Consider the following 24,906-nt stretch of genomic DNA (forward strand, 5'->3'; position numbering starts at 1 on the left):
CCAAAGAGAATTAAGACAGTGGCAAGTCAGATTGATATGGCCCCGACTTTATTGTCGCTGATGGGCATTTCAGCTGAAACGCCGATGATCGGACGTGATTTGAGCCGTCCTGAAGAGCATCAATCCATAGGACGAGCTCTAATGCAGTTTGCTGATTATTTTGCATTGATGCAGGGAGAAAAGGTGACCATTTTAAGACCACAAAAAGAAGCGTTAGAAGGCCACTATTCACCTGATACACGACAACTAGAAATTGTTGGCCCAGCCAAAGAGGAAGATGAACACGAAGCTTTAGCACATGTTTTGCTACCATCATGGCTCTATCGGCAACAGCGTTACGATATGCCGCTTGGTCACCCAGCTTATAGGTAGTAAAGTGCCACCTCGCTTCGTAAGTAAGCTTTATCAAAATCCAAGCACTTCCTATCTCTTCGGTACCTCAGCTATCGTCTTTTTTATTTAATGAGTAAAAAGTAAATCACAGCAGCCAGGAATACGCGGTAGATAACATAAGGCCACATACCGAAATAATTGAGCCATTTAAGAAAAAGATGGATAGCGGTCAGTGCTGTGATAAATGCCGTAATGGCACCGATGGCAAAAGAAAGCCAATTGAGTGATATGTCACTCATAGCCACATCCACAAGCTTTGCTGAAGCAGCAAGTGCTGTAATTGGGATGGCTAATAAGAATGAAAAGCGAGAAGCTGCTTCGCGATTAAGTCCTAGTAGCAACCCAGCAGTTATAGTTGCACCAGAACGTGAAGTTCCGGGGATCAATGAAATAGCTTGAGCCAAACCTATTAGTAAGGCATCTTTCCAGTCCAGAGTATCAATCTGACGATTTCGTTTAGGACGCCAGTCAGCCCACCCCAGAAGTAAACCAAAAAATAATGTTGTGAAACAAATAAGCTCAATGGAGCGAAGTTGGCTATCGATAAGATCCAGAAGCAAAAGTCCGGCAACAGCCGCTGGCAATGTTCCTATTAGTAAGAATAATCCTAATCTTCCCTGGCCAATAAACTGTCGCTGTTTGGCTGAGGTAAAACTATCTTGGGCTATCATCCTTATATCACTGTAGAAATACAACATTACTGCTAGTAAAGTGCCAAGGTGGACTGCAAGATCAAAAGCAATTCCCTGATCTGACCATCCCATAACTATTGGAGCCAAAATTAAATGTGCCGAACTTGAAATAGGTAGAAACTCCGTTATACCCTGAATAATGCCTAACAAGATGGTATGTAAAGTGTCCAAAGATCTGTCCTAAGATTATTTCGCCAGATAGATTATTAATATATGAAGTTAAAATCTTTAAATTAATAAAGCCGTTTCGTATTGTAATGCAGCTAATGGTATAGATCTCATTAAACCTATCGAAATTTCCGGCAGTCATGACAAAAACAGAACCAAATAGGACATTACTAAGCAGAGATTGGACTAGATGATAGGGGCAGGTCAATGTTTTAAGACGGATTTTTTTGATGAGTCAAGCTGCTCCGTCAATATAACTAAGTCGATGCCCATTGGCTTACACGTACGGATGAGCACCTCAAGGAACTGACATGTCCTGTCGAAAGATGACTTTGATACTTTAATGCCCATATTTGGACAGGATGAGAATGTCACCCGGGAATACTTATCAAAGCTAAGGGGTTTTCCAACCTTTTTACGAAGGTTGGCAATATACGGATGGTAAGTTCGAATTAAGTGCGGCTTACCATTTGTGCTTATAGCATTATGAACAATGGATTTGGACTTGAACTTCTTTTTGACTTGACTTACGAGAGGATCTTCCCAGCTCGACCTCCTGAAATGCACCGTATCCAAGTGCTTTTCCTTATCTTTTAATTTTGGCAAAAGCATCTTGCGTGTTTTTTTGCCATTTTTCACTTTTGCCCAATAACCCAAAGATGGGGTGGGAATTTTATGTTTAATGCATTTTTTGGTTAGACCTTTATCACTCAACCCAAATTGTTTAGCAAGCGAAGAAATGGGAGTTGTCCAGACTAAATCATATAATTGCTGTCTAGTTAAAGGTGTTTGAGTGTTCATTTGATGGCAAAAATAAAAGTAACTTACATTTCGTCTATACAATCACTATGAAGTACCTTCAATTTTGACTCCTCAGTTAGATCTAGAACCAATATTCATTTGCTCGCTTTACTCAACTTTGTGTTCAGTGCTTGGATAGTTTTCTCTTTTTCATCAATGAGGTCTCTAAGTGTTTTCTCCATTTTTTCAGTCATTGATTTTTCATATTGGGTTTGTTTTTCAAACTGAGCATTAATTTTTTCTTTTTCCTTATTGAATTCAGCTTTTATTGTGTCTCTTTCAATACTGCTAGCTTCAACCAGTGCTTGATACCTTTTTTGTGACTCAGAATGGAGCTCTTTATATTCTTCAACTTGAGAATGAACAAGCTTGATTGCATGAGCGTGAGTTTGCTTTAACTTCTCAATTTCAACGATCTTTAAATCCAAGGTTTCTTCAAACTCGACAATAGACACTAAGTATTCATCACATTCTTTTTTAAGCTCATTTACTCTCATCTGAGCATCATTTTCGACTCGTTGTATTCTATCAGTGACGTCATGCTGTACCATTGTCCACCATTCCTTTCCCATCTTCTCAGATGCAAGTTGGACGAAGTCTGGAACAGCTGAATCATATAAGGACTGTTTTTTTTCTGTTCTCCATTTTTCAAACATTGGAGAAATAGTATTGAAAGAGCCGCCTATCTCTTTCACAATTCTGGTGACTGTAGGCTCAATGTTTTTATCAAGTAATACTTTAATGCATTGATCAAAGGCATCTTGAGTAATCTTAGGCCGACGAAGTTTTACATTATCCATATTGATAACCTTAATAGTGAATAAGGATTACAAAGTATTGGTATAGAGCTTTTGAGAGTTTTTTACACAATACCTATATACGGCATTGATAGTACATATTGAATATCAATATGTAAATAACTTTACTATTCAATATTATTAAATATTTATATTGGAAGATTACTTTATGGTTCTTCTGGGTGTAGTACACGATGAATTCAGAACAAAGAAAATACAATATTAAATCAATGTTAAAGCGGGGAGATTTAAAGCTCTTGGCAAAAAAACTAGACATGAGCTATAGCTACTTGTCACAAGCTTTTTCACCTTCCAGCAAGTTTAACTTCACGAGAGAGCTAGCTCAAAAAGTAGAGCAAGCAATGGGATGGCAAAGTGGGATACTGGAATCATCAAGAACATCTTTAGTAAAACCTAACCCCGGGGGGTTGCATTTACTGGCTCTAAGAGGACGGGCTGCTAAGCTCGCCAGTTTTCTACCAAAATTAAGGGTAGAGCTACATCAACCTATCAGGCTTGCTACAATAGAAAAGATGATCGACATCGTTGTTTATAACCCAGATGGTTCAATCTTTATAATTGCAGATCAGTCCCAAGATTATCAAAACCCACAAAACGTAGAACAGCTTATTTTAAGTTTAGTAATGACTGGAGCTACTTACGGGGTAATATTTAATGCTGTATCAGGCTATGGCGAGATGCCCAATGATCATGTATTTGATGTAACAGAGAAACGTAGCCAATGGTTTCAGGTTATGGATGGGAAAGTTATTGAGTCCACTTACGGTCCGAATGGATTGTTTGAAGCTGTTGGCCTATAAACCATAACCGCTTAATTAATATCAAATTAAATAATAATCGTAGTAGTAATACAACTATTACTACTACTAATTTCTTTCGGTTAAAGAGTATGTCCCCATGACGAATGGATCGTTATCCTATTTTATTTCTTTTACATAAACCTAAACCTTTATTCCAAAAGAATGATGATAATTCATGACTACATTTATTATATCGACAGTGATATATGGGTTAGCCCACCTCATTATTAATTAGAATGTTTTCGAATTTGTTGAATCCAACCTTCAAGCTATTGAATATCATAATTAAGTTAATTAAGCTCTGAAATAGTAGCTCGAGCTGCAGCGGAGTGATTCTGGTCTAGCAATTTATTCGGTGCTTTGATGGCAGTACAAAGCGGTGTTGTCCTGAGTTTATTGTTTTAGTGGAAGTAGTCATGCAAGATTGTGGAGTGTCGGCAATTCAATCTGGTAATGGGAGGTTGTCAACTAATCACAAAGTGTTGCAGAAAAAAGTGAAGGAAGTTGAGTTAGTGCTTGGCCTTAATCAATGGAAATGGAAACTATGAAAGAGGTGCTGAGGATAATTTAGTCAAAAAGAGTAAAGTTGTAGATTCCATTTTTTAGAACAGGATTGTCCTCGTAGACGAAGGCAATTAGTTTTGCTGTGGATGCACGTTAGGCAAGCCTAACAGTCTCACTTAGCCCTATGAATTACAGCGTCTATTCGCAAGATATGAAGATGTTACTGAATACTTTTTTTAAATGATGTAATAGTGATTTTGTGGAGTAATGTTTTTTTTGGGAGTGTTGAGGAATTTACTCTGAAGTAGAGATTTCTTAGTGTAGTGTACTATTTTTTAGTTCTTTAAAGATATGGGCATCACCAATGCTCAGCACGATCTCACCGACATCCAGATCACATTGCTGGGCCAGCATATGTGTTAGAAAAGCCAGCGAAGCCGTGTTGTAGGGATTGCCTAAAAATAAATCATTAGACCGGATATACAACGAGGCACTGAGTTTGCCGTTGGCCACATAAAATTGATACAGAACATGACATGGTGGTAACGCCATTCGACCTGCTGCAGCATTTTCCCAGGGCTTTTGCTTTTCGTCGGGCAACAGGGCGACATTCCAGCCATTGATGATATGACGACGGCTGTCGGGATTGTTTTTCAGCCCTTCCACTAATGCACTGATCTGGTCGTAATGTTTGCCATCCGCACCTTGCCAGTTGCGCCACTGGGCGCCATAAACCGGGCCGAGCTCTCCTTCCGGCGTAGCCCATTCGTCCCATATTGATACGCCATTTTCTTTGAGATATCGAATATTGGTTTCACCGCTGAGAAACCAGAGAAGTTCATGCAGAATGCTGCGGATATGCAGTTTTTTGGTGGTTAACAGCGGAAAACCTTCCGCCAGGTCGTACCGAACTTGTCGACCAAATACTGAACGGGTTCCGGTGCCGGTACGATCACCTTTATCTACACCGTTTTCCATCACATCACGAAGTAAATCGAGATATTGTTTCATGCCTGTTTACTCATTTATTACTGTGCCGCTACTGTAAACCAAAAGCGTTTTTGACGCACGGACTAGAGTCTGTTTATTTAACATTGGAATCTGGGCAGTGAACGAGAAACAGGCAACTCACTGCAAGTGATTATTTACCTTCATCAGACAGACCGTACTTTTGCATGCGATAGAGCAGCGTATCGCGGGTTATCCCTAGTAACCTAGCGGCTTTAGAACGGTTTCCGGTGGCCATTTCCAATGCCTGTTCAATCAGATCAAGTTCCAGTTGAGCCAGATCAATTCCTTCAGGCGGGATAGTGAACTGCTGCGCGACGGAAGAAGATTTACGCTGCATTTCCAAGGGCAAATCCTTTAACTGCACCATAATGCCCGGTTGTAATAAACTCAGCCGCTGGCAAAAGTTGGATAATTCACGGACATTTCCGGGCCAATTGTAGCGCTGTAACTGCTGGCTGACTTCTTTACTAAATCTGAGCGGCGCATTATTGCCCGCAAATTGCTTGGCAAAATAATTTAATAACAACGGAATATCTTCACTCCGATGGATTAACGGAGGTAATTCCAATGGTACGACCTGCAGGCGGTAATAAAGATCGGCTCGAAAACGTCCGGCTTTGACCTCAGCAGGCAAATCCACACTGGTAGCCGCCAGAATACGCGCATCAATAACATGCAATTTATGACTGCCAGCCAGCTGACATTCGCCGGCTTCCAAAAATCGTAGCACTTTCGCCTGCACGCTTAACGGCAAGGCATCGACTTCATCCAGAAATACCGAACTTCCCTGTGCCGCTAATAAACGTCCCGGCTCAATAACCTCGCCCTCAGCATTGGCACGACCAAATAAATCCACTTCAGCATCCTGAATTGGCAAGGCAGCACAGTTAATCGTGACCATCGGTTTATCAGCACGACGACTTAACTGATGCAGACGCTGGGCGACCAGCTCTTTGCCGGTTCCCGTTGCACCACATATCAATACACTGGCATCACTTAACGCAATCATCGGTAATACACGTTGAATATGCGTGATTTGCGGAGAGTGGCCGATCATTTCTCTAATCATACTGGCGTAATCACCTTAATGCGGATGCTCAGTTGCTGAATCTATGACCGGTGTGGACGCTGTATCGCCATGATGCTGGTGATCGCTTTGCGGCCACAGTACCACCAGTATGGCCATCAATATGATGGTGACACCAGCCAATTTACGAAACAGTTGATTCCGTGCCAACGAAGCCAACATACCGGCGAACATACCTGCGCCCATGACCGCCGGTAACGTCCCCAGACCAAAAGCCAGCATGACCGCGGCCGAATACCAAACATCGCCCGTAGTGGCGGCCACAGCAAGCCCGGCGTATACGAGACCACAGGGTAACCACCCCCATACGGCACCTAATAGAAAGGCTTGTTTGAGGCTGCGTACCGGTAACAACTTCTGACCTATAGGTTGCAACTTACGCCAGATTGGAGCTCCCATTTTCTCGGCATGCGCAAACTTGGGAAACCAGCCGGCCAGATATAAGCCCATGCCGATCATCACCAGAGCCGAGAGATAGCGTAAAAAAGGTAAACCATTAATTTGTGCCAAGGGTGAAGCCAGTAACCCCACTATGCCACCTGCAATGGCATAACTGAGAATACGACCAACATTGTAATTCAGCACATAGGGCAGCATTTTGCGTGGCTGCTCGCGAATATGGGCTGGCAAAGTCAGTGTTAATGCTCCAATCACCGAGCCGCACATGGCAATACAATGCGCGGAACTGAATAAGCCCAGCAGAAAAGCGGTAACTAATGACGTGGTAAGCGCATCCATTTATATAACCTGAAAAACTTCTAGCGGGCAGATTAACACTTTAACCCTTAATTTATTGTGTGATTTGCCATAGATCTACCGCAAAATACACATTTTTTATTTATTAGCATCTACTAAACTACCCCCTAACAGGTTAGCGGAGTTTGCGTTGAAAAACGATTATAGTTGTATCGCGTACCTGAACGGTTCGCAATGGGTGAATGTTACAGAACCAGCGTGACTAAAGCAGCTGTTAACACCTCTCTGCTCAGTCAGATGATGGCGACTGGATCTTGTAATGGATGTCTGGATACATCACTTATTGACCCGTTTATTAACATTTACGGAGAACAAAAACATGCAAATTAATCGTATCAAACCAACTGCGTTAATCATGACGGCCAGTTTATTGGCTTTCAGTTCTTTCACGTTTGCTGAAGACCCAGCTTATACGGTTACCGATGGCGAGGTTCTGGATAGTGCAACCTTTAATGGCTATAAACTCTATCGTAACTGGTGTGCCCGTTGCCATGGCACTTTTGCCCAGGGAATGGTTGGTCCCAATCTGGCTGACAGCCTGAATGTCATATCTAAAGATGAGTTTATCGCCACAGTCTCTCACGGCAAAATGGGCCAGATAGGCATGATGCCGGCTTGGGAAAGTAACCCCGAGGTAATGGAAGGAATAGAAGATATTTATGCTTATTTAAAAGCCCGTGCTGATGGAGCTATTGGCGAAGTGAAACCGAAAAAAGCCAAATAAAATGCTCTGCGTTTTGTCATTGCATTGAGAACTGGGCTTGATGCCGCTGCCCATCATCGGTAACAAAGCGGAAACTCAGGGTTTTGATTGATTCTAATTGCTGCTTACTGATCGTTTCATCACTTAGAACAAAATCCACTGTTTCAGCACGGCGATCGGCAGTGATGGCGGTAAAGACATTTCGTTGGCGAACTTGTTGAAAGCCTTTGGGAAGAGGTTGTTTTTCGGTTTTGGCCAGCAGCCCGTTATCTGTGTCTGAAAAATCATAAAACACTGTCTGCTCCGCTTTTGCGGGAGAGCCACAACTTAAATTCCCATGCTCCAACGAGATAGGCGGCTGATCATCCAGTTGCATCAGGATCAATTCATTATGTGCAAAGCTGGCTGTGTGATTATCACTGATGATTAAGGTCCCCCAGCTTTTGCCTTCTTTGCTTTGACTAATGGTGAAACGATCACCCGTTTCACTCAAATAGAGCAGTTCTTCTGCCCCCAACGGCAGCGTGATCATCAAACTGACTATAAATACCGATGTTGTTCGCCACATAATATTGTCTCCCAGCAACATCACATAGACAGTTATCTAGATAACGAAATTCCATCCAGCATCGACTGAGTTTTTACCTCTGTCTGACTATGCATAAGGCAAAGTGACAGTAAGCCGGTGGCCTTAGTCACGGATCTTCAGTCGAATATCAATCTCTTTCAGTTCTTGCCGTTCCTGTGCCAAATCGGCTTCGGTTAATGGATGCTCCTGCAGCCAACCGCTTGGCAACGTCAGGATTAATGAATTTCGATGCAGGCTGAGGCCAACATGGGTATCGGTTTTTTCACTCCGTCCACGGTTAAATACCAGTGATAATCGCAATAGTATCGTCAGTCGCATCGTCGCCTGTTGCATTTCATCCGACAGTTGCTTGATGTGTTTCCGGGGAAAACTGCGACGCTGGCCTCTGACCATCGCGGCAAGTGCTTGCTGTTCTTCTCGGGAAAATCCGGGTAAATCTGAATGCCCTACCAAATAGGACGAATGTTTGTGATATTGATAATGCGAAATCTCCAAGCCAACTTCGTGTAATTTAGCGGCCCATTGCAGTCGCTGTAATTGATCCTCACTATTGATTTCCCATTCTTCAGCCACTTGCTCATATAACTCGGTGGCCATTTTACTGACCCGTTCGGCATGGGCTTCATCGACATGGTAACGACGGGCCAACGCATTAACGGTACGATCCCGTTCATCATCGTGCTGAATACGACCTTGCAAATCGTACAGCAGCCCCTCACGCAATGCGCCATCGGAGACAATCATTCGATCAATTTTCAACCGATCAAAAGAGGCTTTTAATACAGCGACGCCACCGGCCAGTACATTGGCCCGCTCCGGACTTAAGCCGTCGAGTTGCAGTTGGCTGTAATAGCCTGCTTCTACCAAGTGTGCAATTAACTTATCCAAGGATTCGGTGGTGATGGCCCCGTTCTCACTCCAGTTCTGTGCGGTCACAATACTGGCAACAGTGCGAATGGTGCCAGAAGCTCCCACAGCTTCTACCCAACCAAGGTTTTGATAAGGACGTTGAATAGAGCGTAATTTGATAGCGGCGGTGAGCAATGCTGCTTGCATCCGTATTTGGCTGATTGTGCCATCATTAAAGAATCGCTGACTGAAACTGACGCACCCCATTTCCAGGCTTTCACGGCGTAAACCTTCCAAGCCCTCACCGATAATAAATTCCGTACTGCCACCACCAATATCCATAACCAGTCTGCGACTGTTATCGAAAGCCAGTGATCTGGAGACGCCCATATAAATCAATCGGGCCTCTTCTTCACCGGTGACAATTTCGATGGGATGACCTAAAGCCTGACGGGCTTTACGCAAAAACTCTCGACTATTCTCAGCAATGCGTAAGGTATTGGTACCAACAACCCGTACCTTGCCTGCAGGAAGATGCCGAATCCGTTCACCAAATCGTTCAAGACAAGCAATTGCACGTTCCTGGGCATCCTCGGAAAGCATATTTTGCTTATCCAAACCTGCACGTAATTGCACCATTTCCCGCAGCCGATCCATTATCTGGAAATGTCCGTCCCGCAGACGGGCAATAATCATATGAAAGCTGTTAGAACCAAGATCTACAGCGGCCAGAACATCATTATCTTCAGTTGTTTCCATAAACTCAGCTTGCTTAAACAGAGGTGATGGCATTTTGCCTGACTAAGGCCATGGAAGCTATGAACTTTGCGTTTTACGTTCAAAAAAAAAGCCCGCTTTCATAATGAAAACGGGCCCGAGTCACGCTGAGAGAAACTATTCGCCGCCTTTAACCACTTTTTCCATTTTTTCCACGGATAAATGTCTGACATCTTTACCTTCAACCAGATAAATAATGTGTTCTGAGACGTTGCGTGAATGGTCACCAATTCGTTCAAGCGAACGCGCTGACCACATCATGTCAATAACGCGACTGATGGTACGTGGGTCTTCCATCATGTAAGTCATCAACTGACGCATAATGCTTTCGTATTCGGCATCAACCTGACGATCTTCATGGGCAACCTGCAGAGCAGCATCTACATCAAAACGGGCAAAGGCATCCAATGTGCTATGCAACATGCCTGATACGTGCTGGCCCAGTGCATGCAGCTCACGATAATTCTTTTTCGGCCGATCTTTTTCAGCCAGATTCAATGCCATTCGAGCGATACGTGCGGCTTCATCACCAATTCGTTCCAGATCGGTAATGGTTTTCAGAATACCGGTTACCAGTCTCAAGTCGCTGGCAGTTGGTTGACGCAGTGCAATGATTTGAATGCAATCTTCGTCAATGCTGACATCCAGTTTATTGACGTCTTCATCACCACTGATAACCTGACGGGCCAGATCGGCATCTCCCGTGATCAACGCTTCCATCGCATTGGACACTTGTTGCTCTACCAAGCCACCCATGGCAAGTACACGGCTGCGGATATCTTGTAGTTCTTTTTCAAACTGTTGTGAAATATGTTGTGATTTATTTGTAGCCATAAAGGATCTCCTGAACCTGCAGCTTAGCCGTAACGGCCAGTAATATAATCTTCCGTCTGTTTCTTGCTCGGGTTAGTGAACAATTCATCCGTCGCGCCAAACTCAATCAATTCGCCCATGTACATAAAGGCGGTGTAATCAGAAACCCTGGCCGCTTGTTGCATGTTATGGGTGACGATAACGATGGTGTATTTTTCTTTCAGCTCGTAAATCAATTCTTCAATTTTGAGCGTCGATAATGGATCCAGAGCTGAAGCCGGTTCATCCAGTAATAACACTTCCGGTTCAATGGCGATGGCTCGGGCTATCACTAGACGTTGTTGCTGACCACCTGATAAACCCATTGCGGACGATTGCAAACGATCTTTGACTTCATCCCACAGCGCCGCACCTTTTAACGATTTTTCAACCACTTTATCCAGCGTCTGGCGATCATTAATACCTTGTAAACGTAAACCATAAGCCACGTTTTCATAAATAGTTTTCGGGAAGGGATTGGGTTTTTGAAACACCATACCCACCTTACGACGCAGGTCAGATACATTCACAGCAGGTGAGTTTAAATCTTCACCATCCAACAGCAGCTCACCTTGAATATTGACGTTATCAATCAAGTCATTCATACGATTGAAGCATCTGAGGAAAGTCGATTTACCACAGCCACTGGGGCCGATAAATGCCGTTACTCTGTGGCGGGGAATGGTCAGGTTAATATCTTTTAACGCCTGAGCTTCGCCATAAAACAGATTGAAATTTTTAATTTCAATACAGGCGGTTTCATCAGCCAGATTCAGTTTCGGACCACGTTGCATTGATTCGATATCAATCGAGCGTGCTGCGGATTTGTTTTGATTGACTGCTTCCATTAGTTATCACTCGCTTTAAAGTTTTCACGCAGGCGATTACGGATACTAATCGCCGTTAAATTCAACACTACAATTATCAATAGCAGCAGGAATGCTGTGGCATAGACCAACGGCCGTGCGGCTTCAACGTTCGGGCTTTGGAAACCAACATCGTAAATATGGAACCCCAAATGCATAAACTGGCGATCCAAATGCAAATACGGTGCAACGGAATCGACCGCTAACGCAGGTGCCAGTTTAACCACACCTACCATCATTAACGGAGCGACTTCACCAGCCGCGCGGGCGACCGCCAAAATCAAGCCGGTCATCATGGCCGGAGCGGCCATAGGAATAACCGTGCGCCATAAGGTTTCTGCTTTGGTCGCGCCTAATGCCAAACTGCCTTCACGCATGGCTCGTGGAATACGTGACAAGCCTTCTTCGGTTGCCACGATGACCACCGGCACAGTCAGAATCGCCAGTGTCAACGAAGCCCACATCAAGCCTGGTTGACCGAAAGTTGGTGATGGGAGTTTCGCCTGAAAGAATATCTCATCGATATTGCCACCGAGGAAATAGACAAAGAACCCTAAACCAAATACGCCGTACACAATTGAAGGCACCCCCGCCAGATTATTTACGGCGATACGAATGGTGCGCGTAATAAATCCTTGTTTGGCATATTCTTTGAGATAGATTGCAGCAATAACACCAAACGGGGTGACGATTACCGACATAATCAATACCATCATTACCGTACCAAAAATGGCCGGGAAAATGCCGCCTTCGGTATTGGCTTCACGCGGTTCGCCAGAAACAAATTTCCATACTTCATGAAAATAGTGCTGCATTTTTTCCAAACGATTCATCTCATTCGGTTTCACCACATCAACAATTTTGGCCAATGGCAAAATCACTTCCTGGCCATTGGACATTTGCAAGACAACTTGATCGCGGACTAAAGCCTGATTTAACTCACTGAGCCGGGTTTGTAATTTGGCATATTTTTCATTTTCCAATGCTTTGGCCGCTTCGATCTCGGCATATGCAGGGTTGTCTTCAGGCACACCATCTAATTCCAGACGCCGTTCATCGAGACGTAATGACTCAAGTGCCTGGTTGATTTTGCCGATTTCAATTTTTTCGATGTATTTGATTTCAGCTACCAGATTATTGCTGCGTTCCAGCCTTTGCTGGAATTCAGGCCAGGCTTGTTCACCCTCGGCAACCGTTTCACCTTGTTGTTGTACAGACAATAAATAACCGTAAAAATGACCCCATTCGCGACGCTCAATCGCCAGGATGTCTTTCGGATAGCTGATTTCCCCCATCCAGTCTTTGTTTACCCAGCGAAAATCCAGCCCAAACTGATCACGATTACCAATTTTCAGCAGATACCGTTCGACAGTCGTCTGACCTTCTTTTAAAGGGTAATCAGATGGAACCCGCTCAGCAGGAACCACTTCATGGTTCACCTTTTCCCCCATTAAAACGGTGGGTTCCAATCCAGGTTCGTTATATTCCACCGACATAATATCTGCCGGCCAGAAATGACTTAGACCACGTACCGCTATCAGTAAAACCAGGCCAATAACGGCGATCAGACTGATAGAAACTGCACCCGCATTGAGCCAGACCCAAGGACTGCCACTTTGATACCAGGATTTAAATGTTGAATTAGACATGCTGATCTCTGTTTAAAGGCTGCTATATTTCTTACGCAAACGTTGGCGAACCAACTCTGCAAGGGTGTTAAACACAAAGGTCGCTGAAAACAGCACCAACGCGGCAAGGAATAACACGCGATAATGGGTACTGTTCACCGCGGCTTCGGGCATCTCGACCGCGATGTTGGCTGATAAGGCTCTGAATCCTTCAAAGATATTGAAGTCCATAATTGGCGTATTACCTGTCGCCATCAACACAATCATCGTTTCACCCACAGCGCGGCCCAGACCAATCATCACGGCCGAGAAAATTGCTGGACTTGCGGTGAGCAACACCACTTTTGTTAAGGTTTGCCATGGCGTAGCGCCTAACGCTAATGATCCGATGGTCAATTGCTTAGGCACACTGAAGATGGCATCTTCGGTGATAGAGAAAATGGTTGGGATAACCGCAAAGCCCATCACCATACCCACGACTAATGAATTACGTTGGTCATAACCAATGCCGGTTGATTCCAGCCAGCCAGGCATATCGCCACCAAACAACAGATTTTCCAGTGGCAGACTTAATTTCATCGACACGATACCCACCACAATCACGATGGGGATCAAGATAGCGGCTTCCCAGCCTTCTGGGATACGGTGACGTATTGATTTTGGTACTTTGGTCCACAACCAGGCGGTCAGTAAAACCATAATCGGGGTGAGAATCAGAATACTGAATACCCCTGGCAGGTTATTTTCAACCAGTGGGGCGAGCCACAAACCGGCCAGAAAACCCAGAATAACGGTCGGCAGAGCCTCCATGATTTCTATCGTTGGTTTGACCAGGTTACGCATTCGTGGCGACATAAAGTACGCGGTAAAAATCGCTCCCATAATCGCCAGCGGCACGGCCACCACCATAGCGTAAAATGCGGCTTTAATGGTGCCGAAGGTAAGTGGCGTTAAGCTGAGTTTCGGTTCAAAATCACTACTGGATGAGGATGACTGCCACAGATATTCCGGTTCACTTCGGCTCTCGTACCAGACTTTTTCCCATAATGAATGCCAGGATACTTCAGGGTGTTCGTTTTGAATTTCATGAAACTGTGTGTCGCCATTTGCGGCAACGGTTAATAAACCATTCGCTCTGGGAGACAATGCCATTTTGGCGTTGGCATCTGCCAGAATGTTTTCAACTAACAGGTTTCTTTCTGCCGTGGTGTGGTAAATACCGACATCACCACTCTCGTCTAATACAACAAAGCCTTTACGGGCTTGTTCGGGCAGAATGCTGCGGATGGGGGCAGTTTGTTCGGAGAAACTTCTGATCAGTTCGATGGTGTAATTATTCTGCGCGTCGCGTACCGGAAACCATTGATCAATTTGACCATCACTTCGGCCAATGAGTAATGAAATACCGCCGGTCAAAAATTCTGCCGCTGTAATCTCAACATCATCGGGCACGGCGCTGACACGTTGAATCAGTCTGACATTGTCAGTATTTTGCACATCGTAATAGGCAATATCACCATCATCGTGAATGACATATAACTCACGCTGGTCAATATCCAGACGAAGCATTGATACAGGAGCAGCACTGTCCAGTTTGATTTCAACCGTTTCGGTGTCTAGCGTAAAGACAGTGTCGTCAAGGAAATTCACGTCCTTGGTAATACGCGACATCATTAGTCGATTATCAGCGGTTAAGGCGATTAAGGTAGTGAGATCGTCATAACTTTGAACCGTCAGCATCTCCAGTGATTGTCCTTGGGGATCGACCTGGACCAGTTCCTCACCGATAGGATATTGAATCTCGGGAGTGATCAGGCGTTGCGTGCCTTGCGGATAACTGATTTTGTACTTTTCCTGAAAAACTATTGCCTGACCATTATTCAGACCATAAGCAAATATACCGGTAGACGCACTGCCCGCGGCAAAGCTGTTAACAGCGTTTTCCTCAGGAATAGGTAAAGTGAAGTTGGCAATAGCATCACCATTATGTGCATCAAAAAAGCGTAAATTTGCTTTTTCATCAATCGCTAACCCCACTTCGTTATATTCGTCTAATGTAAGATGAACATTATTGGTGGGCACTTGTTCAAACTGCTTTTCAGTTCGTAGATCAGCGCTGTTAAATAACGGAATAACAACATACAGCAGATAAAAGAAAATCAGCACAATAGCGACTATCACCATGATGCCACCACCGGTCACAACAAATCGGGCTAATTTGTCTTTAAACTCTCGCCAATTTCGCCGACGACGGGCCGTTTTTGAATTAGCAGCCGCTATAACGCTAGTTTCAATTGTTTGCTCAGCCATAATCTGATCTTGTTTCCGTTTAAGAAATACGTACGCAACACGGTGATTGCTTAATTTTAATACTGCTAATCAATCTGCAGACAAATTGATTAACGCTATTCGTGTTTAGATAAAAAAACCCCGTACATCTTGCAATGTACGGGGTGATTTTATGTAGCAGTTTTTACTTCAGCATTTCCATATATTTTGCTGCAGTTTTTGCTGGCAATGGCACATAACCATCTTTCACAACAACTTCCTGACCGACTTTAGACAGAATCATTTTCATGAATTCGCGGTCAATTGGTGACATTGGCTTGTTAGGTGCTTTGTTCACATAAACCCACAAAAAGCGTGACATTGGATAAGAACCATCCGCTGCATTTTCGCCGTTTGCTTCAATAAAAGGTTTACCTGCTTCAGCTGCTAAAGGAACCAGTTTTACACCTGACGTTTTATAACCGATACCAGAATAACCTAAACCGTTAGTTGATTTAGTTACACCTTGAACAACTGATGCAGAACCTGGTTGCTCGTTAACGCTGTTTTTAAAGTCGCCTTTGCACAAAGCGTTGTCTTTAAAGTAACCGTAAGTACCTGATACGGAGTTACGTCCGTATAACTGGATTGAACCCAGACCTTCAACACCTAATTGTGACCAGTTAGTGATGTCTTCAGGGTAACCACATTTACGGGTAGCAGAGAATGCCGCATCAACTTGCGCGATGGTCATACCTTCGATTGGGTTGTCTTTGTGTACATAAACAGCCAGAGCATCAATCGCGACAGGAATCGCAGTTGGTTTATAACCGTATTTGTTTTCAAATTCTTTGATTTCGCTGTCTTTCATTTCACGGCTCATCGGACCAACGTTCGATGTACCTTCAGTCAAAGCAGGAGGTGCAGTTGAAGAACCTGCCGCTTGAATCTGGATACTGACATTAGGGTATTCGCGTTTGAACTCTTCTGCCCATAAAGTCATCAAGTTCGCTAATGTGTCAGAACCAACACTGGATAAGCTACCTGAAACACCACTGGTTTTTTCATACTCTGGCAGATTTGGATCAACGTCAGCAAAGCTGGCTGATGAAAATGTCATGGCCAGTGCTGCACCATATAAAGCAAATTTTTTCTTGAACATGAGGATTCAACTCCTTGGGTTTTAAAAAAAGTTCCAACGCTTATCGCGTTGAGCACCGGAGCAGTATCGCGATTAACTGTGACAATGATATGAAAGAATTATGACAATCCCGTGACAGAGTAAAAGTCGAGAAATGACTAGGTATCCCCGGGTTCAACCAATTTATTTTCCGGGAAAATACAACAGAAAGTTGAGCCCTGCCCGATCTGACTATCGATGGTTAATACCGCATTATGACGTTGCAGCACATGCTTAACGATCGCCAATCCCAGGCCAGTGCCCCCCGCTTCACGAGAGCGGCCGGAATCAACGCGGTAAAAACGTTCTGTCAGTCGTTCAAGATGGCGTGCTTCTATGCCTTCACCATGATCGATCACGGATATGGTGGGAACATTCTTACTAACCGCCCAAACCACTTCAATCTTGCATTCGGCAGGTGTGTACTTAACCGCATTGAATATCAAGTTGGAGATCGCACTTCGCAGTTCATCAACATCGGCCATCAACCATTTATTACTGTCGATTTGTAAATGAATCTGATGTGCTTTGTAATGCTCTAAACGTTTGGCATCATCCACGATGACCGTGAGCAGTCGGGGAATATCGGTTGGTCGGTGCAATAATGGTTTATCGCCTGTTTCCAATTGTGACAATGCCAGCAGATCCTTAATCATTAAATGCATACGCTGACTTTGCTGTTGCATTACCGGCAATGCCTGACGCCATAAGTCGGGATCACTCTCGGTATCAAGCGTTTCCAGATACCCCCGAAGTACCGTCAATGGCGTACGTAATTCATGCGAAACATTGGCAACAAAGTCACGACGCATCCGTTGTAATTTCTGGGTTTGGGTAATATCTCTGGCAATCAGCAGGCGATCACTACTGGCATAACGCACCACTTTAAACTCGAGTTGAATCCGGTCGTTCATCGGTGAAGGTGCAACAACTACTGCAGATGCATCTGAATCTATTTCCAGTAAATGTTGAAAAGTCGGATCACGGACCAGATTATTCACCCGCACACCATTATCGCGCGGCCAACTGATGCCGAGTAATTCTGTTGCTGAGGTGTTGGCCCAACTCACTTGACCAAATTCACCCATAACCACTACAGCGTCTGGCAAAGCTGCCGTGGCAGATTGAAAGCGTTTCAGATACCCCGTAAGCTTTTTCTTGCGACTGCTGTTTTGCGCGCGCATCTGCTCAATCTGCCGGCAGACATCATCAATGACACCTTCGGCCTGAGGTGAGCTGTTTTTCTTGGGTTTTTCCAGCCAGGTGCGTAATTGGAACCATTTGCTCTGCAACCAGAATACATAGATTAGCGTTGCGACAAACAAGAAAGTCATCATATGTCCGACGATCAGACCGGCAAAACCGGCCAGACTGAGCACGGTCAGCAAACGCCAATAATCCCATTGCATCAGCGTACTCCGTTACTCAGCGGAAAATCGATAACCTACACCACGGACAGTTTGCACCAAATTGTCATGGCCGCTGGATTCTAATGCTTTGCGTAAACGACGAATATGCACATCCACTGTACGTTCTTCTATATATACGGTGTCACCCCAGACAAAATCCAGCAGTTGGGAACGGTTATAAGCCCGTTCTGGATTTTTCATAAAGAAATGTAACAAGCGGAATTCGGTTGGCCCCAACTCAATACGTTCACCGTTGACTGAGACCCGATGGCTTTTGGTGTCCATAACCAACTCGCCCATCTGCAGTTTTTGAGCTTCATCGTCTTCCATCGGACGACAACGACGCAATACGGCTTTGATACGTGCGATAAGTTCAGGAGGAGAAAACGGTTTATTGATGTAATCGTCAGCGCCGACGCTAAGACCTTTGACCATATCCTCACTTTCGCCTTTAGCGGTAAGCATAATTACCGGAATTGAGGCTAAAAATTCATTCGCGCGCAAACGGCGGATAAACTCGATTCCGTCTATTCCCGGTAACATCCAGTCTAATAGAATCATGTCTGGCTGCTGATTCTTCAGCCATTCCAGGCCCGACTCTCCATCCTTGGACGTTTCACAAGTAAATCCAGCCTGACGCAGACTGAAGTTAATCATGTCACGAATGGCGGCATCATCTTCTACCAACAAAACCGATATGCTCATATCCGAAATTCCCTAATCTATTTTTGCTTAGCGTAAAGCTTAATGGGCAAATATGACAATTTGATAACAGTGGTGAAACCTTTATCAAAGCCGAGCTTGCTGTGGTAACAATTTTGAAATAATACTTGCGGCAAAAATCATCAGAGCGGAAATCACTAAACAGGCCGCAAGCCCGGCTATCTGATAAACCCAGCCAGATAATAGCGTACCAAACAGACGTCCGGCTGCATTGGCCATGTAATAAAACCCCACATCAAGTGATACGCCGGCGGCATCAGCATAGGACACAATCAGATAAGAATGAATCGCCGAGTTAATAGCAAAGATAGCTCCATAAACTAATAAACCGATGGTTAAAGCTGGCAAAACTGCCCATTCAAAATAAATCGCCGCCGCAATCAGCAAAGGCAGCACCATTAAGGGGAGTGACCATACCCAGACATGGTAGCCATCCGGCGCATGTCCTTTGGAAAAACCGGTCAGTTTTGGGGCTAGAGCCTGAATGATGCCATAGGCAATCACCCATGCTGCCAGCAAACCACCGACGTATATCGCCGGCCATTGCAGCTGTGCATGTAAAAATACCGGTAGGGCCACCACAAACCAGATATCACGAGAGCCAAACAGAAAAAAACGCGCCAATGACAATCGATTTACCGCGGCGCTTTTCGACCAGATGTCGTTAAATTTGGGTTTGTTTTGCGCTTTACCCAGATCACGCTGAAGCAATACGATGCTGAGAATTAATACCACGAATAACACCACTGTCATGGCAAAGATGGCACCACGAAAGCCTATCCAGGACAATAATGCTGCACCAACAAAAAACCCCACCCCTTTGAGGGCATTTTTTGAACCGGTTAAAATTGCTATCCATTTATAGAGCGTAGACTGGGCGTCATCGGCCACCAGCATTTTGATACTGGATTTGGCACTCATCTTATTGAGATCTTTTGCAATACCCGATAAAGCCTGTGCCACCATCACATAAGTAACGGATAACCAATCGGGATTTACCAGCAGCATTGCCAGAGCAACAACCTGTAATAACAAACCCAGATGCATCGTGACGTTCAAGCCTAACCGGGCGGCGAGCCAGCCTCCCACCAGATTGGTCACAATGCCAAAAAACTCATAGAGCACAAACAGCATGGCCACTTCGAGCGGGCTGTAACCCAACTGGTGGAAGAACAATACCACCAGCATGCGGAGCGCACCGTCCGAAATGGTAAAGGTCCAGTAGCTGAAGGTCACCACCAAGTATTGCTGAATCGCAATGGGTAACGCTTTTAACCTATCCAGCATATTCAAACTGTCCTGATATAGAGAGGTATACGCAGAATATGTCAGTTTGATGAAGGTTTGATTACAACATAATGCCTTTGATCATAAAGAAGATACAGGCAGATAATGTGGCAGCAGCTGGAACCGTCACCACCCAGGCTGTCACAATTTTTTTCACCATGTCACGTTTGACAAACAGGTTCTTTTTGTCTTTCTTGAGCAGTTTCTTAGCTTTCTTCAGCGCGGCTTTTTCTTCATCAATCAAGCGGAATAACTCAGTGATTCGTTGATATTCCTCAACGGTTTTCGCTGGCTTTTTCTCTAGTTTTTTCAGCTCATTACGCAATGCATTGAGCATTTTCTTATCATCTTTTATTTCCGCTTTCTCACGATCAATCTGCCGTTCGATTTTGTTTGATTCGTCCAGCCACTCACGGAGGAAGCCCACGCCAAATACCCCGCCAATTGCTATATGGGTCGTACTGACCGGTAACCCAAGCTGGCTGGCAATAATCACGGTCAATGCCGCAGCCATTGCGATGGAATAAGCACGCATTTGATCCAGTTCGGTGATTTCACCACCAACGGTACGAATTAATCTCGGTCCATATAAACCCAAACCGATTGCGATACCAAAAGCGCCTACCGCCATGACCCAAATCGGAATACCCGCTTTATCGGTGATGCCACCGGTCATAATCGCATCATTTATGGCCGCCAAGGGGCCGATAGCATTGGCGACGTCATTGGCACCGTGGGCAAAACTTAACAGCGCAGCAGCAAAGATTAATGGAATGGTAAATTGTCCATTCACGCTATGACGATCATTTTTCATCGATGACATATTGCGCTTTAAGGTCTTTTTCACTAACGCAAAAACAAAACCGCCAAAAATAAGCCCTATCAGTGACGCTGTCAGAAAAGCCGGCTTACCTTGAGCTTCCAGTGAAACCAATGGCAATGAATTGAGGAGCTCTATCCATTGCGCCCAGACCTGACCAAGCCCTTTCAAAATAAGATAAGTGACAAACGCCCAGGCCATGACAGATACGTAGATAGGCACCCAACGATAAGAGGCTTTAATTTTGTCTTCACGGAAAATGATGGTTTTTTTGATCGCCAGTAGAAACAGGGCGGCAATAATGCCTCCCATCAGTGGCGAAATAATCCAGGAGCTGACAATCGCTCCCATGGTGCCCCAGTCCACAATTCCGAACCCTGCGGCGGCCATACCCGCTCCCATGACACCACCCACAATAGAGTGTGTGGTGGATACCGGAGCACCAGCCACTGTCGCAAGATTTAACCATAAGGCTGCCGCCAATAATGCTGCCATCATTGCCCAGATAAAGCTGTCGGTATCATTACCAAACTGTTTGATATCAATAATACCGCCTTTGATGGTCGATACGACTTCCCCCCCCGCAATAAATGCACCGGCAGCTTCAAAGATCATCGCGATCATAATTGCGCCGCCCATGGTCAAGGCTTTAGAGCCGACCGCGGGTCCAACATTGTTGGCAACATCATTGGCACCAATGTTCATTGCCATATAACCGCCGAAAACAGCAGCGATTGCGAGAAAAAGATTGTTGGGAACACCACCTGAAGTGGCGAAACTATATGCCAGAATGGCTGCAAGAAAGAATAAGGCAAAACCTATTCGTGCTATTTCTGCGTGGCTTTTTTTATAGGCCTGCTTTTCAAGTTTATGAAGGGTTTTGATTTCCACAAGACACCTGTGCTTTGCCAAAAATGAGGGTAATTATTACAGTTTAAAGACAGGATGACATCCCGTTGTACTCTCTTGTGTAACGTTCGGCTGTTAGAATGGTCTGTAACTGCAACGAATCTGTGGCGATAACTGATGAAACATTTTTTAATCCTGCTCATGCTGCTCAGCAGTTTTTCTCTCCAAGCGCGGCCAAGCCTGTTGGAAAAGTTCGGCTTTGATAGTGCTGATTCACCACCCGAGGTCGATGAAGCATTTGACTTCGATGCGATAGTCACCAATCCGCAAACCATCCTGGCGGGATGGCAGATAATGGAAGGTAACTACCTTTATCAGGATAAAATCCGCTTTGAAATAACCGATGATAACAATGTGCAGCTAGGCGAATTTACGTTACCAAGCGGCCATATGAAAAATGATGCGTATTTTGGTTTATCCGAGGTGTACACCAGTGATGTGCAAATTCAGCTGCCACTGATTCGGAGCCAAACTGATCCCACCAGCATCACGCTGACAGCGCATTATCAAGGTTGCTCTGAAACCTTTGGAATTTGCTATCCACCTACGCGTAAAACATTCAATCTGGACTTGCCGGCAACCGCCAATGTGATTGCAACAGCAGATACTGCAACGCCGCCGTCGACATCAAACTCAGCATCAGCCGCAGTACCGATCAGTCAGCAAGATGAAATTACACAACGACTGCAAAATGATAATTTGCTGCAAATTTTGCTGGGCTTTTTAGGGCTGGGTTTATTATTAGCATTCACACCATGTGTGTTTCCGATGATTCCGATTCTATCAGGCATTATTGTCGGTCAGGGAGAACACATCACCACCCGCCGCGCCTTTATCCTGTCGTTGACTTATGTCCTGGCGATGTCTGTGACCTATACCGTGGCCGGAGTATTAACCGGATTACTCGGAGGTAATCTTCAAGCAATGCTGCAAAACCCTTGGGTTATCTCCGGATTTGTAGGCATCTTGATATTACTGGCGTTATCCATGTTTGGCTTCTATGATTTGCAGCTTCCGCACAGCCTGGAACAGCGATTACACCAACTCAGTCATCGCCAGCGCGGAGGCACATTAGCAGGAGTCATATTAATGGGCCTGCTTTCAGGTTTAATTGTTGGTCCATGTCTGGCTCCACCTTTAGCAGGTGCCTTGCTGTTTATCAGTCAGCATGCTGATCCCGTGCTAGGTGGTGCAGCATTATTTGCGATGAGTATGGGGATGGGTATTCCGCTACTGATTATTGGCACCTCAGCCGGGACGCTCTTACCCAAAGCCGGGCGCTGGATGGAAAATATCAAGGCATTTTTTGGCGTAATGCTGATTGCTCTCGCCATCTGGATGCTGGATCGAATTCTGCCGGGTTGGGCCGTATTATTCATGAGTGGCGCGCTGCTGATTATGACAGCAGTCTATCTGGGCGCTTTTAACAGTCTGCCGATTGAAGCCACCGGCTGGCAGAAGTTCTGGAAAGGTTTAGGCCTGTTATCACTCATAACGGGTGCCTTAATGCTGATTGGCAGCGCCAGCGGTGGACAATCCATTTTGCAGCCACTGCATAAACTGAGTTTATCTTCGAATAAAACAGCCGCTCAGCCCAGTCTGTCATTCACTTATGTAGATTCAATGGAGGAATTACAAACAGCATTAAGCCAAAGTACGAGGCCGGTGATGCTGGATTTTTATGCTGACTGGTGTACCGATTGTAAAAATATGGAACAAACGACCTTTCGAGATGCTCAAGTTGTTAGTACTTTGCAGAATTTTACGCTGTTAAAAGTGGATCTTACCGAGAATACCGATGCGCATCAGGCATTATTGAAAGCGCTGAGAGTGTTCGGTCCACCCAGCATGTTGTTTTTTGACAAAAATGCTGAAGAATCCCCCCAACATCGTTTAGTTGGACATGTGTCAGCCGCCCAGTTGAACGCTCATTTGGCGGATTTTCTGGCTCAATGAACGAAAAAGCAAGAATAACCGCATTTCGGCGAAATTAGCGACAAAAAGCCGGATTTTTAGTTAAAAAGCTGGACAATAAAGCGTTTGCTGGTGCAAAATCTCGCCTTATATTTCCAGTGTTGGTATGTGGTTGTTATGGCGAAATTTCTAGTATTGCACGGCCCCAATCTGAATTTGTTGGGTCAGCGCGAGCCTGAAATTTACGGTGCTACAACCCTTGATGACATCAACACTCGGCTGCAACAACTGGCGCAAGCTGAAGGCCATCAGCTCGATTTTCTGCAAAGCAATGCCGAACATGAACTCATCGCCGCTATACAATCAGCACGCCAGAAGTATGATTTTATTTTAATTAATCCCGCAGCATTTACGCATACCAGTGTGGCAATTCGTGATGCGCTGGCTGCGGTCGCAATACCTTTTATAGAAATACATTTGTCCAATGTGCACCGTCGTGAAGCATTCCGTCAGCAGTCCTATTTTTCTGATTTGGCTATCGGCGTAATTTGTGGACTCGGCGCACAAGGCTATGAACTGGCACTACAAGCTGCCATTAAACACACCAACCCTCAAGGCTAAATCATGGATATTCGTAAAATAAAAAAATTGATTGATTTGATTCAGGAATCGGATGTTGCTGAGATCGAAATTTCTGAAGGTGAAGAATCTGTTCGCATCAGCCGCGCCAGCACTGCATCTCCACAACAACAATATTTTGCTGCTCCTCAGCCTGCTCAAGCAGCAGCCAGTGTGCCGTCTTTTGCCAGCGAAGCGGCAACGACAGCCGCAGCAGCAACTAAATCATCTAATGAAGCCAATGCAGTTCGCTCACCCATGGTCGGTACTTTTTATCGATCGCCTTCACCTGAAGCGCCTTCTTTTGTGGAAGTGGGACAACAGGTTTCAGCCGGCGATGTCATTTGCATCATCGAAGCGATGAAAATGTTCAATCAGATTGAAGCGGATCGCAGCGGCACGGTTAAAGCTATTCTGGTGGAAGACGGTCACCCGGTTGAGTACGACGAACCGTTGATCGTTATCGAATAATACTGCTGACAGC

At 44.9% G+C, this 24,906-nt stretch carries 21 protein-coding genes and 2 pseudogenes; 6 read left to right on the forward strand and 17 right to left on the reverse strand.

Features of this window, described 5'->3' with window-relative positions:
• Window positions 1-372, forward strand: a pseudogene (locus tag LGT40_RS13750) (LTA synthase family protein); the annotation flags it as partial.
• An 83-nt stretch (window positions 373-455) separates the two neighbouring features.
• Here LGT40_RS13750 and LGT40_RS13755 read toward each other — a convergent pair.
• The 3 genes from LGT40_RS13755 to LGT40_RS13765 form a co-directional block, all read right to left on the reverse strand.
• Window positions 456-1,256: an undecaprenyl-diphosphate phosphatase gene (locus LGT40_RS13755; protein ID WP_226070831.1), complete on the reverse strand. Its 801-nt coding sequence runs from the start codon at window positions 1,254-1,256 to the stop codon at window positions 456-458.
• A 201-nt stretch (window positions 1,257-1,457) separates the two neighbouring features.
• Window positions 1,458-2,054: a hypothetical protein gene (locus LGT40_RS13760; protein WP_226070833.1), complete on the reverse strand. Its 597-nt coding sequence runs from the start codon at window positions 2,052-2,054 to the stop codon at window positions 1,458-1,460.
• 95 nt (window positions 2,055-2,149) lie between these two features.
• The gene (locus LGT40_RS13765) at window positions 2,150-2,854 is read right to left on the reverse strand and encodes a DNA-binding protein (protein WP_226070835.1); all 705 of its coding nucleotides are present in this window, start codon (window positions 2,852-2,854) and stop codon (window positions 2,150-2,152) included.
• Between the two features lie 191 nt (window positions 2,855-3,045).
• Here LGT40_RS13765 and LGT40_RS13770 point away from each other — a divergent pair, with 191 nt between their 5' ends.
• Window positions 3,046-3,672 carry a hypothetical protein gene (locus tag LGT40_RS13770; protein ID WP_226070836.1) on the forward strand — a complete coding sequence of 209 codons (627 nt, stop codon included), beginning with the start codon at window positions 3,046-3,048 and terminating at the stop codon, window positions 3,670-3,672.
• An 849-nt stretch (window positions 3,673-4,521) separates the two neighbouring features.
• Here LGT40_RS13770 and LGT40_RS13775 read toward each other — a convergent pair.
• From LGT40_RS13775 to LGT40_RS13785, 3 genes and pseudogenes are all read right to left on the reverse strand, one after another.
• Window positions 4,522-5,187, reverse strand: a pseudogene (locus tag LGT40_RS13775) (thymidylate synthase); the annotation flags it as partial.
• Between the two features lie 130 nt (window positions 5,188-5,317).
• On the reverse strand, window positions 5,318-6,256 hold the full coding sequence (locus tag LGT40_RS13780; protein WP_226070838.1) for a sigma 54-interacting transcriptional regulator: 939 nt from the start codon (window positions 6,254-6,256) through the stop codon (window positions 5,318-5,320).
• A gap of 15 nt (window positions 6,257-6,271) precedes the next feature.
• On the reverse strand, window positions 6,272-7,012 hold the full coding sequence (locus tag LGT40_RS13785) for a sulfite exporter TauE/SafE family protein (RefSeq protein WP_226070840.1): 741 nt from the start codon (window positions 7,010-7,012) through the stop codon (window positions 6,272-6,274).
• A gap of 337 nt (window positions 7,013-7,349) precedes the next feature.
• Between LGT40_RS13785 and LGT40_RS13790 the strand changes: the two genes are divergently transcribed.
• Window positions 7,350-7,754, forward strand: coding sequence for a c-type cytochrome (locus LGT40_RS13790; protein WP_226070842.1), 405 nt, complete (start codon window positions 7,350-7,352; stop codon window positions 7,752-7,754).
• Between the two features lie 16 nt (window positions 7,755-7,770).
• Here LGT40_RS13790 and LGT40_RS13795 read toward each other — a convergent pair whose 3' ends face one another.
• From LGT40_RS13795 to LGT40_RS13845, 11 genes are all read right to left on the reverse strand, one after another.
• Window positions 7,771-8,301: a hypothetical protein gene (locus LGT40_RS13795; RefSeq protein WP_226070844.1), complete on the reverse strand. Its 531-nt coding sequence runs from the start codon at window positions 8,299-8,301 to the stop codon at window positions 7,771-7,773.
• Between the two features lie 123 nt (window positions 8,302-8,424).
• Window positions 8,425-9,930, reverse strand: a complete 1,506-nt coding sequence (gene ppx / locus LGT40_RS13800; RefSeq protein WP_226070846.1) for an exopolyphosphatase — start codon at window positions 9,928-9,930, stop codon at window positions 8,425-8,427.
• A gap of 135 nt (window positions 9,931-10,065) precedes the next feature.
• Window positions 10,066-10,782, reverse strand: a complete 717-nt coding sequence (phoU, locus tag LGT40_RS13805; protein ID WP_226070848.1) for a phosphate signaling complex protein PhoU — start codon at window positions 10,780-10,782, stop codon at window positions 10,066-10,068.
• A gap of 23 nt (window positions 10,783-10,805) precedes the next feature.
• Window positions 10,806-11,648 (reverse strand): phosphate ABC transporter ATP-binding protein PstB, encoded by an 843-nt coding sequence (gene pstB / locus LGT40_RS13810; protein WP_285229317.1) that lies wholly within the window; start codon window positions 11,646-11,648, stop codon window positions 10,806-10,808.
• Window positions 11,648-13,315, reverse strand: coding sequence for a phosphate ABC transporter permease PstA (pstA, locus tag LGT40_RS13815; RefSeq protein ID WP_226070850.1), 1,668 nt, complete (start codon window positions 13,313-13,315; stop codon window positions 11,648-11,650). The genes pstB and pstA overlap by 1 nt, the downstream gene beginning before the upstream one ends.
• A 12-nt stretch (window positions 13,316-13,327) precedes the next feature.
• Window positions 13,328-15,604: an ABC transporter permease subunit gene (locus tag LGT40_RS13820; protein ID WP_226070851.1), complete on the reverse strand. Its 2,277-nt coding sequence runs from the start codon at window positions 15,602-15,604 to the stop codon at window positions 13,328-13,330.
• A gap of 163 nt (window positions 15,605-15,767) precedes the next feature.
• Window positions 15,768-16,724 (reverse strand): PstS family phosphate ABC transporter substrate-binding protein, encoded by a 957-nt coding sequence (locus LGT40_RS13825; protein ID WP_226070852.1) that lies wholly within the window; start codon window positions 16,722-16,724, stop codon window positions 15,768-15,770.
• Between the two features lie 137 nt (window positions 16,725-16,861).
• Entirely contained in the window at window positions 16,862-18,151 is a 1,290-nt protein-coding gene (phoR, locus tag LGT40_RS13830) for a phosphate regulon sensor histidine kinase PhoR (protein ID WP_226070853.1), read from the reverse strand.
• 12 nt (window positions 18,152-18,163) lie between these two features.
• On the reverse strand, window positions 18,164-18,856 hold the full coding sequence (gene phoB, locus LGT40_RS13835; RefSeq protein ID WP_226070854.1) for a phosphate regulon transcriptional regulator PhoB: 693 nt from the start codon (window positions 18,854-18,856) through the stop codon (window positions 18,164-18,166).
• An 84-nt stretch (window positions 18,857-18,940) separates the two neighbouring features.
• Window positions 18,941-20,161 (reverse strand): organoarsenical effux MFS transporter ArsJ, encoded by a 1,221-nt coding sequence (gene arsJ / locus LGT40_RS13840; RefSeq protein WP_226070855.1) that lies wholly within the window; start codon window positions 20,159-20,161, stop codon window positions 18,941-18,943.
• Window positions 20,162-20,222: 61 nt separating this feature from the next.
• A complete protein-coding gene (locus LGT40_RS13845; protein ID WP_226070856.1) occupies window positions 20,223-21,872 on the reverse strand; it encodes an inorganic phosphate transporter in 1,650 nt (549 codons plus the stop codon).
• A gap of 135 nt (window positions 21,873-22,007) precedes the next feature.
• On the opposite strand from LGT40_RS13845, the gene dsbD reads away from it, so the two are divergent.
• From dsbD to accB, 3 genes are all read left to right on the forward strand, one after another.
• Complete coding sequence (gene dsbD / locus LGT40_RS13850) at window positions 22,008-23,846, forward strand: protein-disulfide reductase DsbD (RefSeq protein ID WP_226070858.1); 1,839 nt, start codon at window positions 22,008-22,010, stop codon at window positions 23,844-23,846.
• A 135-nt stretch (window positions 23,847-23,981) separates the two neighbouring features.
• Window positions 23,982-24,425 (forward strand): type II 3-dehydroquinate dehydratase, encoded by a 444-nt coding sequence (gene aroQ, locus LGT40_RS13855; RefSeq protein WP_226070860.1) that lies wholly within the window; start codon window positions 23,982-23,984, stop codon window positions 24,423-24,425.
• 3 nt (window positions 24,426-24,428) lie between these two features.
• The gene (accB, locus tag LGT40_RS13860) at window positions 24,429-24,893 is read left to right on the forward strand and encodes an acetyl-CoA carboxylase biotin carboxyl carrier protein (protein WP_226070862.1); all 465 of its coding nucleotides are present in this window, start codon (window positions 24,429-24,431) and stop codon (window positions 24,891-24,893) included.
• The last annotated feature ends 13 nt before the right edge of the window (window positions 24,894-24,906 follow it).

It is taken from the genome of Methylophaga pinxianii, assembly GCF_020447225.1.
GTDB classification, from domain to species: domain Bacteria; phylum Pseudomonadota; class Gammaproteobacteria; order Nitrosococcales; family Methylophagaceae; genus Methylophaga; species Methylophaga pinxianii.

Excerpts from the sequence above, each read along its gene's own strand:
- phoB (WP_226070854.1), bottom strand. The coding sequence starts at position 18,856 with ATGAGCATATCGGTTTTGTTGGTAGAAGATGATGCCGCCATTCGTGAC.
- LGT40_RS13765 (WP_226070835.1), bottom strand. The coding sequence starts at position 2,854 with ATGGATAATGTAAAACTTCGTCGGCCTAAGATTACTCAAGATGCCTTT.
- arsJ (WP_226070855.1), bottom strand. The coding sequence starts at position 20,161 with ATGCTGGATAGGTTAAAAGCGTTACCCATTGCGATTCAGCAATACTTG.
- LGT40_RS13790 (WP_226070842.1), top strand. The coding sequence starts at position 7,350 with ATGCAAATTAATCGTATCAAACCAACTGCGTTAATCATGACGGCCAGT.
- LGT40_RS13820 (WP_226070851.1), bottom strand. The coding sequence starts at position 15,604 with ATGGCTGAGCAAACAATTGAAACTAGCGTTATAGCGGCTGCTAATTCA.
- phoU (WP_226070848.1), bottom strand. The coding sequence starts at position 10,782 with ATGGCTACAAATAAATCACAACATATTTCACAACAGTTTGAAAAAGAA.
- LGT40_RS13770 (WP_226070836.1), top strand. The coding sequence starts at position 3,046 with ATGAATTCAGAACAAAGAAAATACAATATTAAATCAATGTTAAAGCGG.
- pstA (WP_226070850.1), bottom strand. The coding sequence starts at position 13,315 with ATGTCTAATTCAACATTTAAATCCTGGTATCAAAGTGGCAGTCCTTGG.
- LGT40_RS13825 (WP_226070852.1), bottom strand. The coding sequence starts at position 16,724 with ATGTTCAAGAAAAAATTTGCTTTATATGGTGCAGCACTGGCCATGACA.
- accB (WP_226070862.1), top strand. The coding sequence starts at position 24,429 with ATGGATATTCGTAAAATAAAAAAATTGATTGATTTGATTCAGGAATCG.
- pstB (WP_285229317.1), bottom strand. The coding sequence starts at position 11,648 with ATGGAAGCAGTCAATCAAAACAAATCCGCAGCACGCTCGATTGATATC.
- aroQ (WP_226070860.1), top strand. The coding sequence starts at position 23,982 with ATGGCGAAATTTCTAGTATTGCACGGCCCCAATCTGAATTTGTTGGGT.
- LGT40_RS13760 (WP_226070833.1), bottom strand. The coding sequence starts at position 2,054 with ATGAACACTCAAACACCTTTAACTAGACAGCAATTATATGATTTAGTC.
- LGT40_RS13795 (WP_226070844.1), bottom strand. The coding sequence starts at position 8,301 with ATGTGGCGAACAACATCGGTATTTATAGTCAGTTTGATGATCACGCTG.
- phoR (WP_226070853.1), bottom strand. The coding sequence starts at position 18,151 with ATGCAATGGGATTATTGGCGTTTGCTGACCGTGCTCAGTCTGGCCGGT.
- LGT40_RS13780 (WP_226070838.1), bottom strand. The coding sequence starts at position 6,256 with ATGATTAGAGAAATGATCGGCCACTCTCCGCAAATCACGCATATTCAA.
- dsbD (WP_226070858.1), top strand. The coding sequence starts at position 22,008 with ATGAAACATTTTTTAATCCTGCTCATGCTGCTCAGCAGTTTTTCTCTC.
- LGT40_RS13785 (WP_226070840.1), bottom strand. The coding sequence starts at position 7,012 with ATGGATGCGCTTACCACGTCATTAGTTACCGCTTTTCTGCTGGGCTTA.
- ppx (WP_226070846.1), bottom strand. The coding sequence starts at position 9,930 with ATGGAAACAACTGAAGATAATGATGTTCTGGCCGCTGTAGATCTTGGT.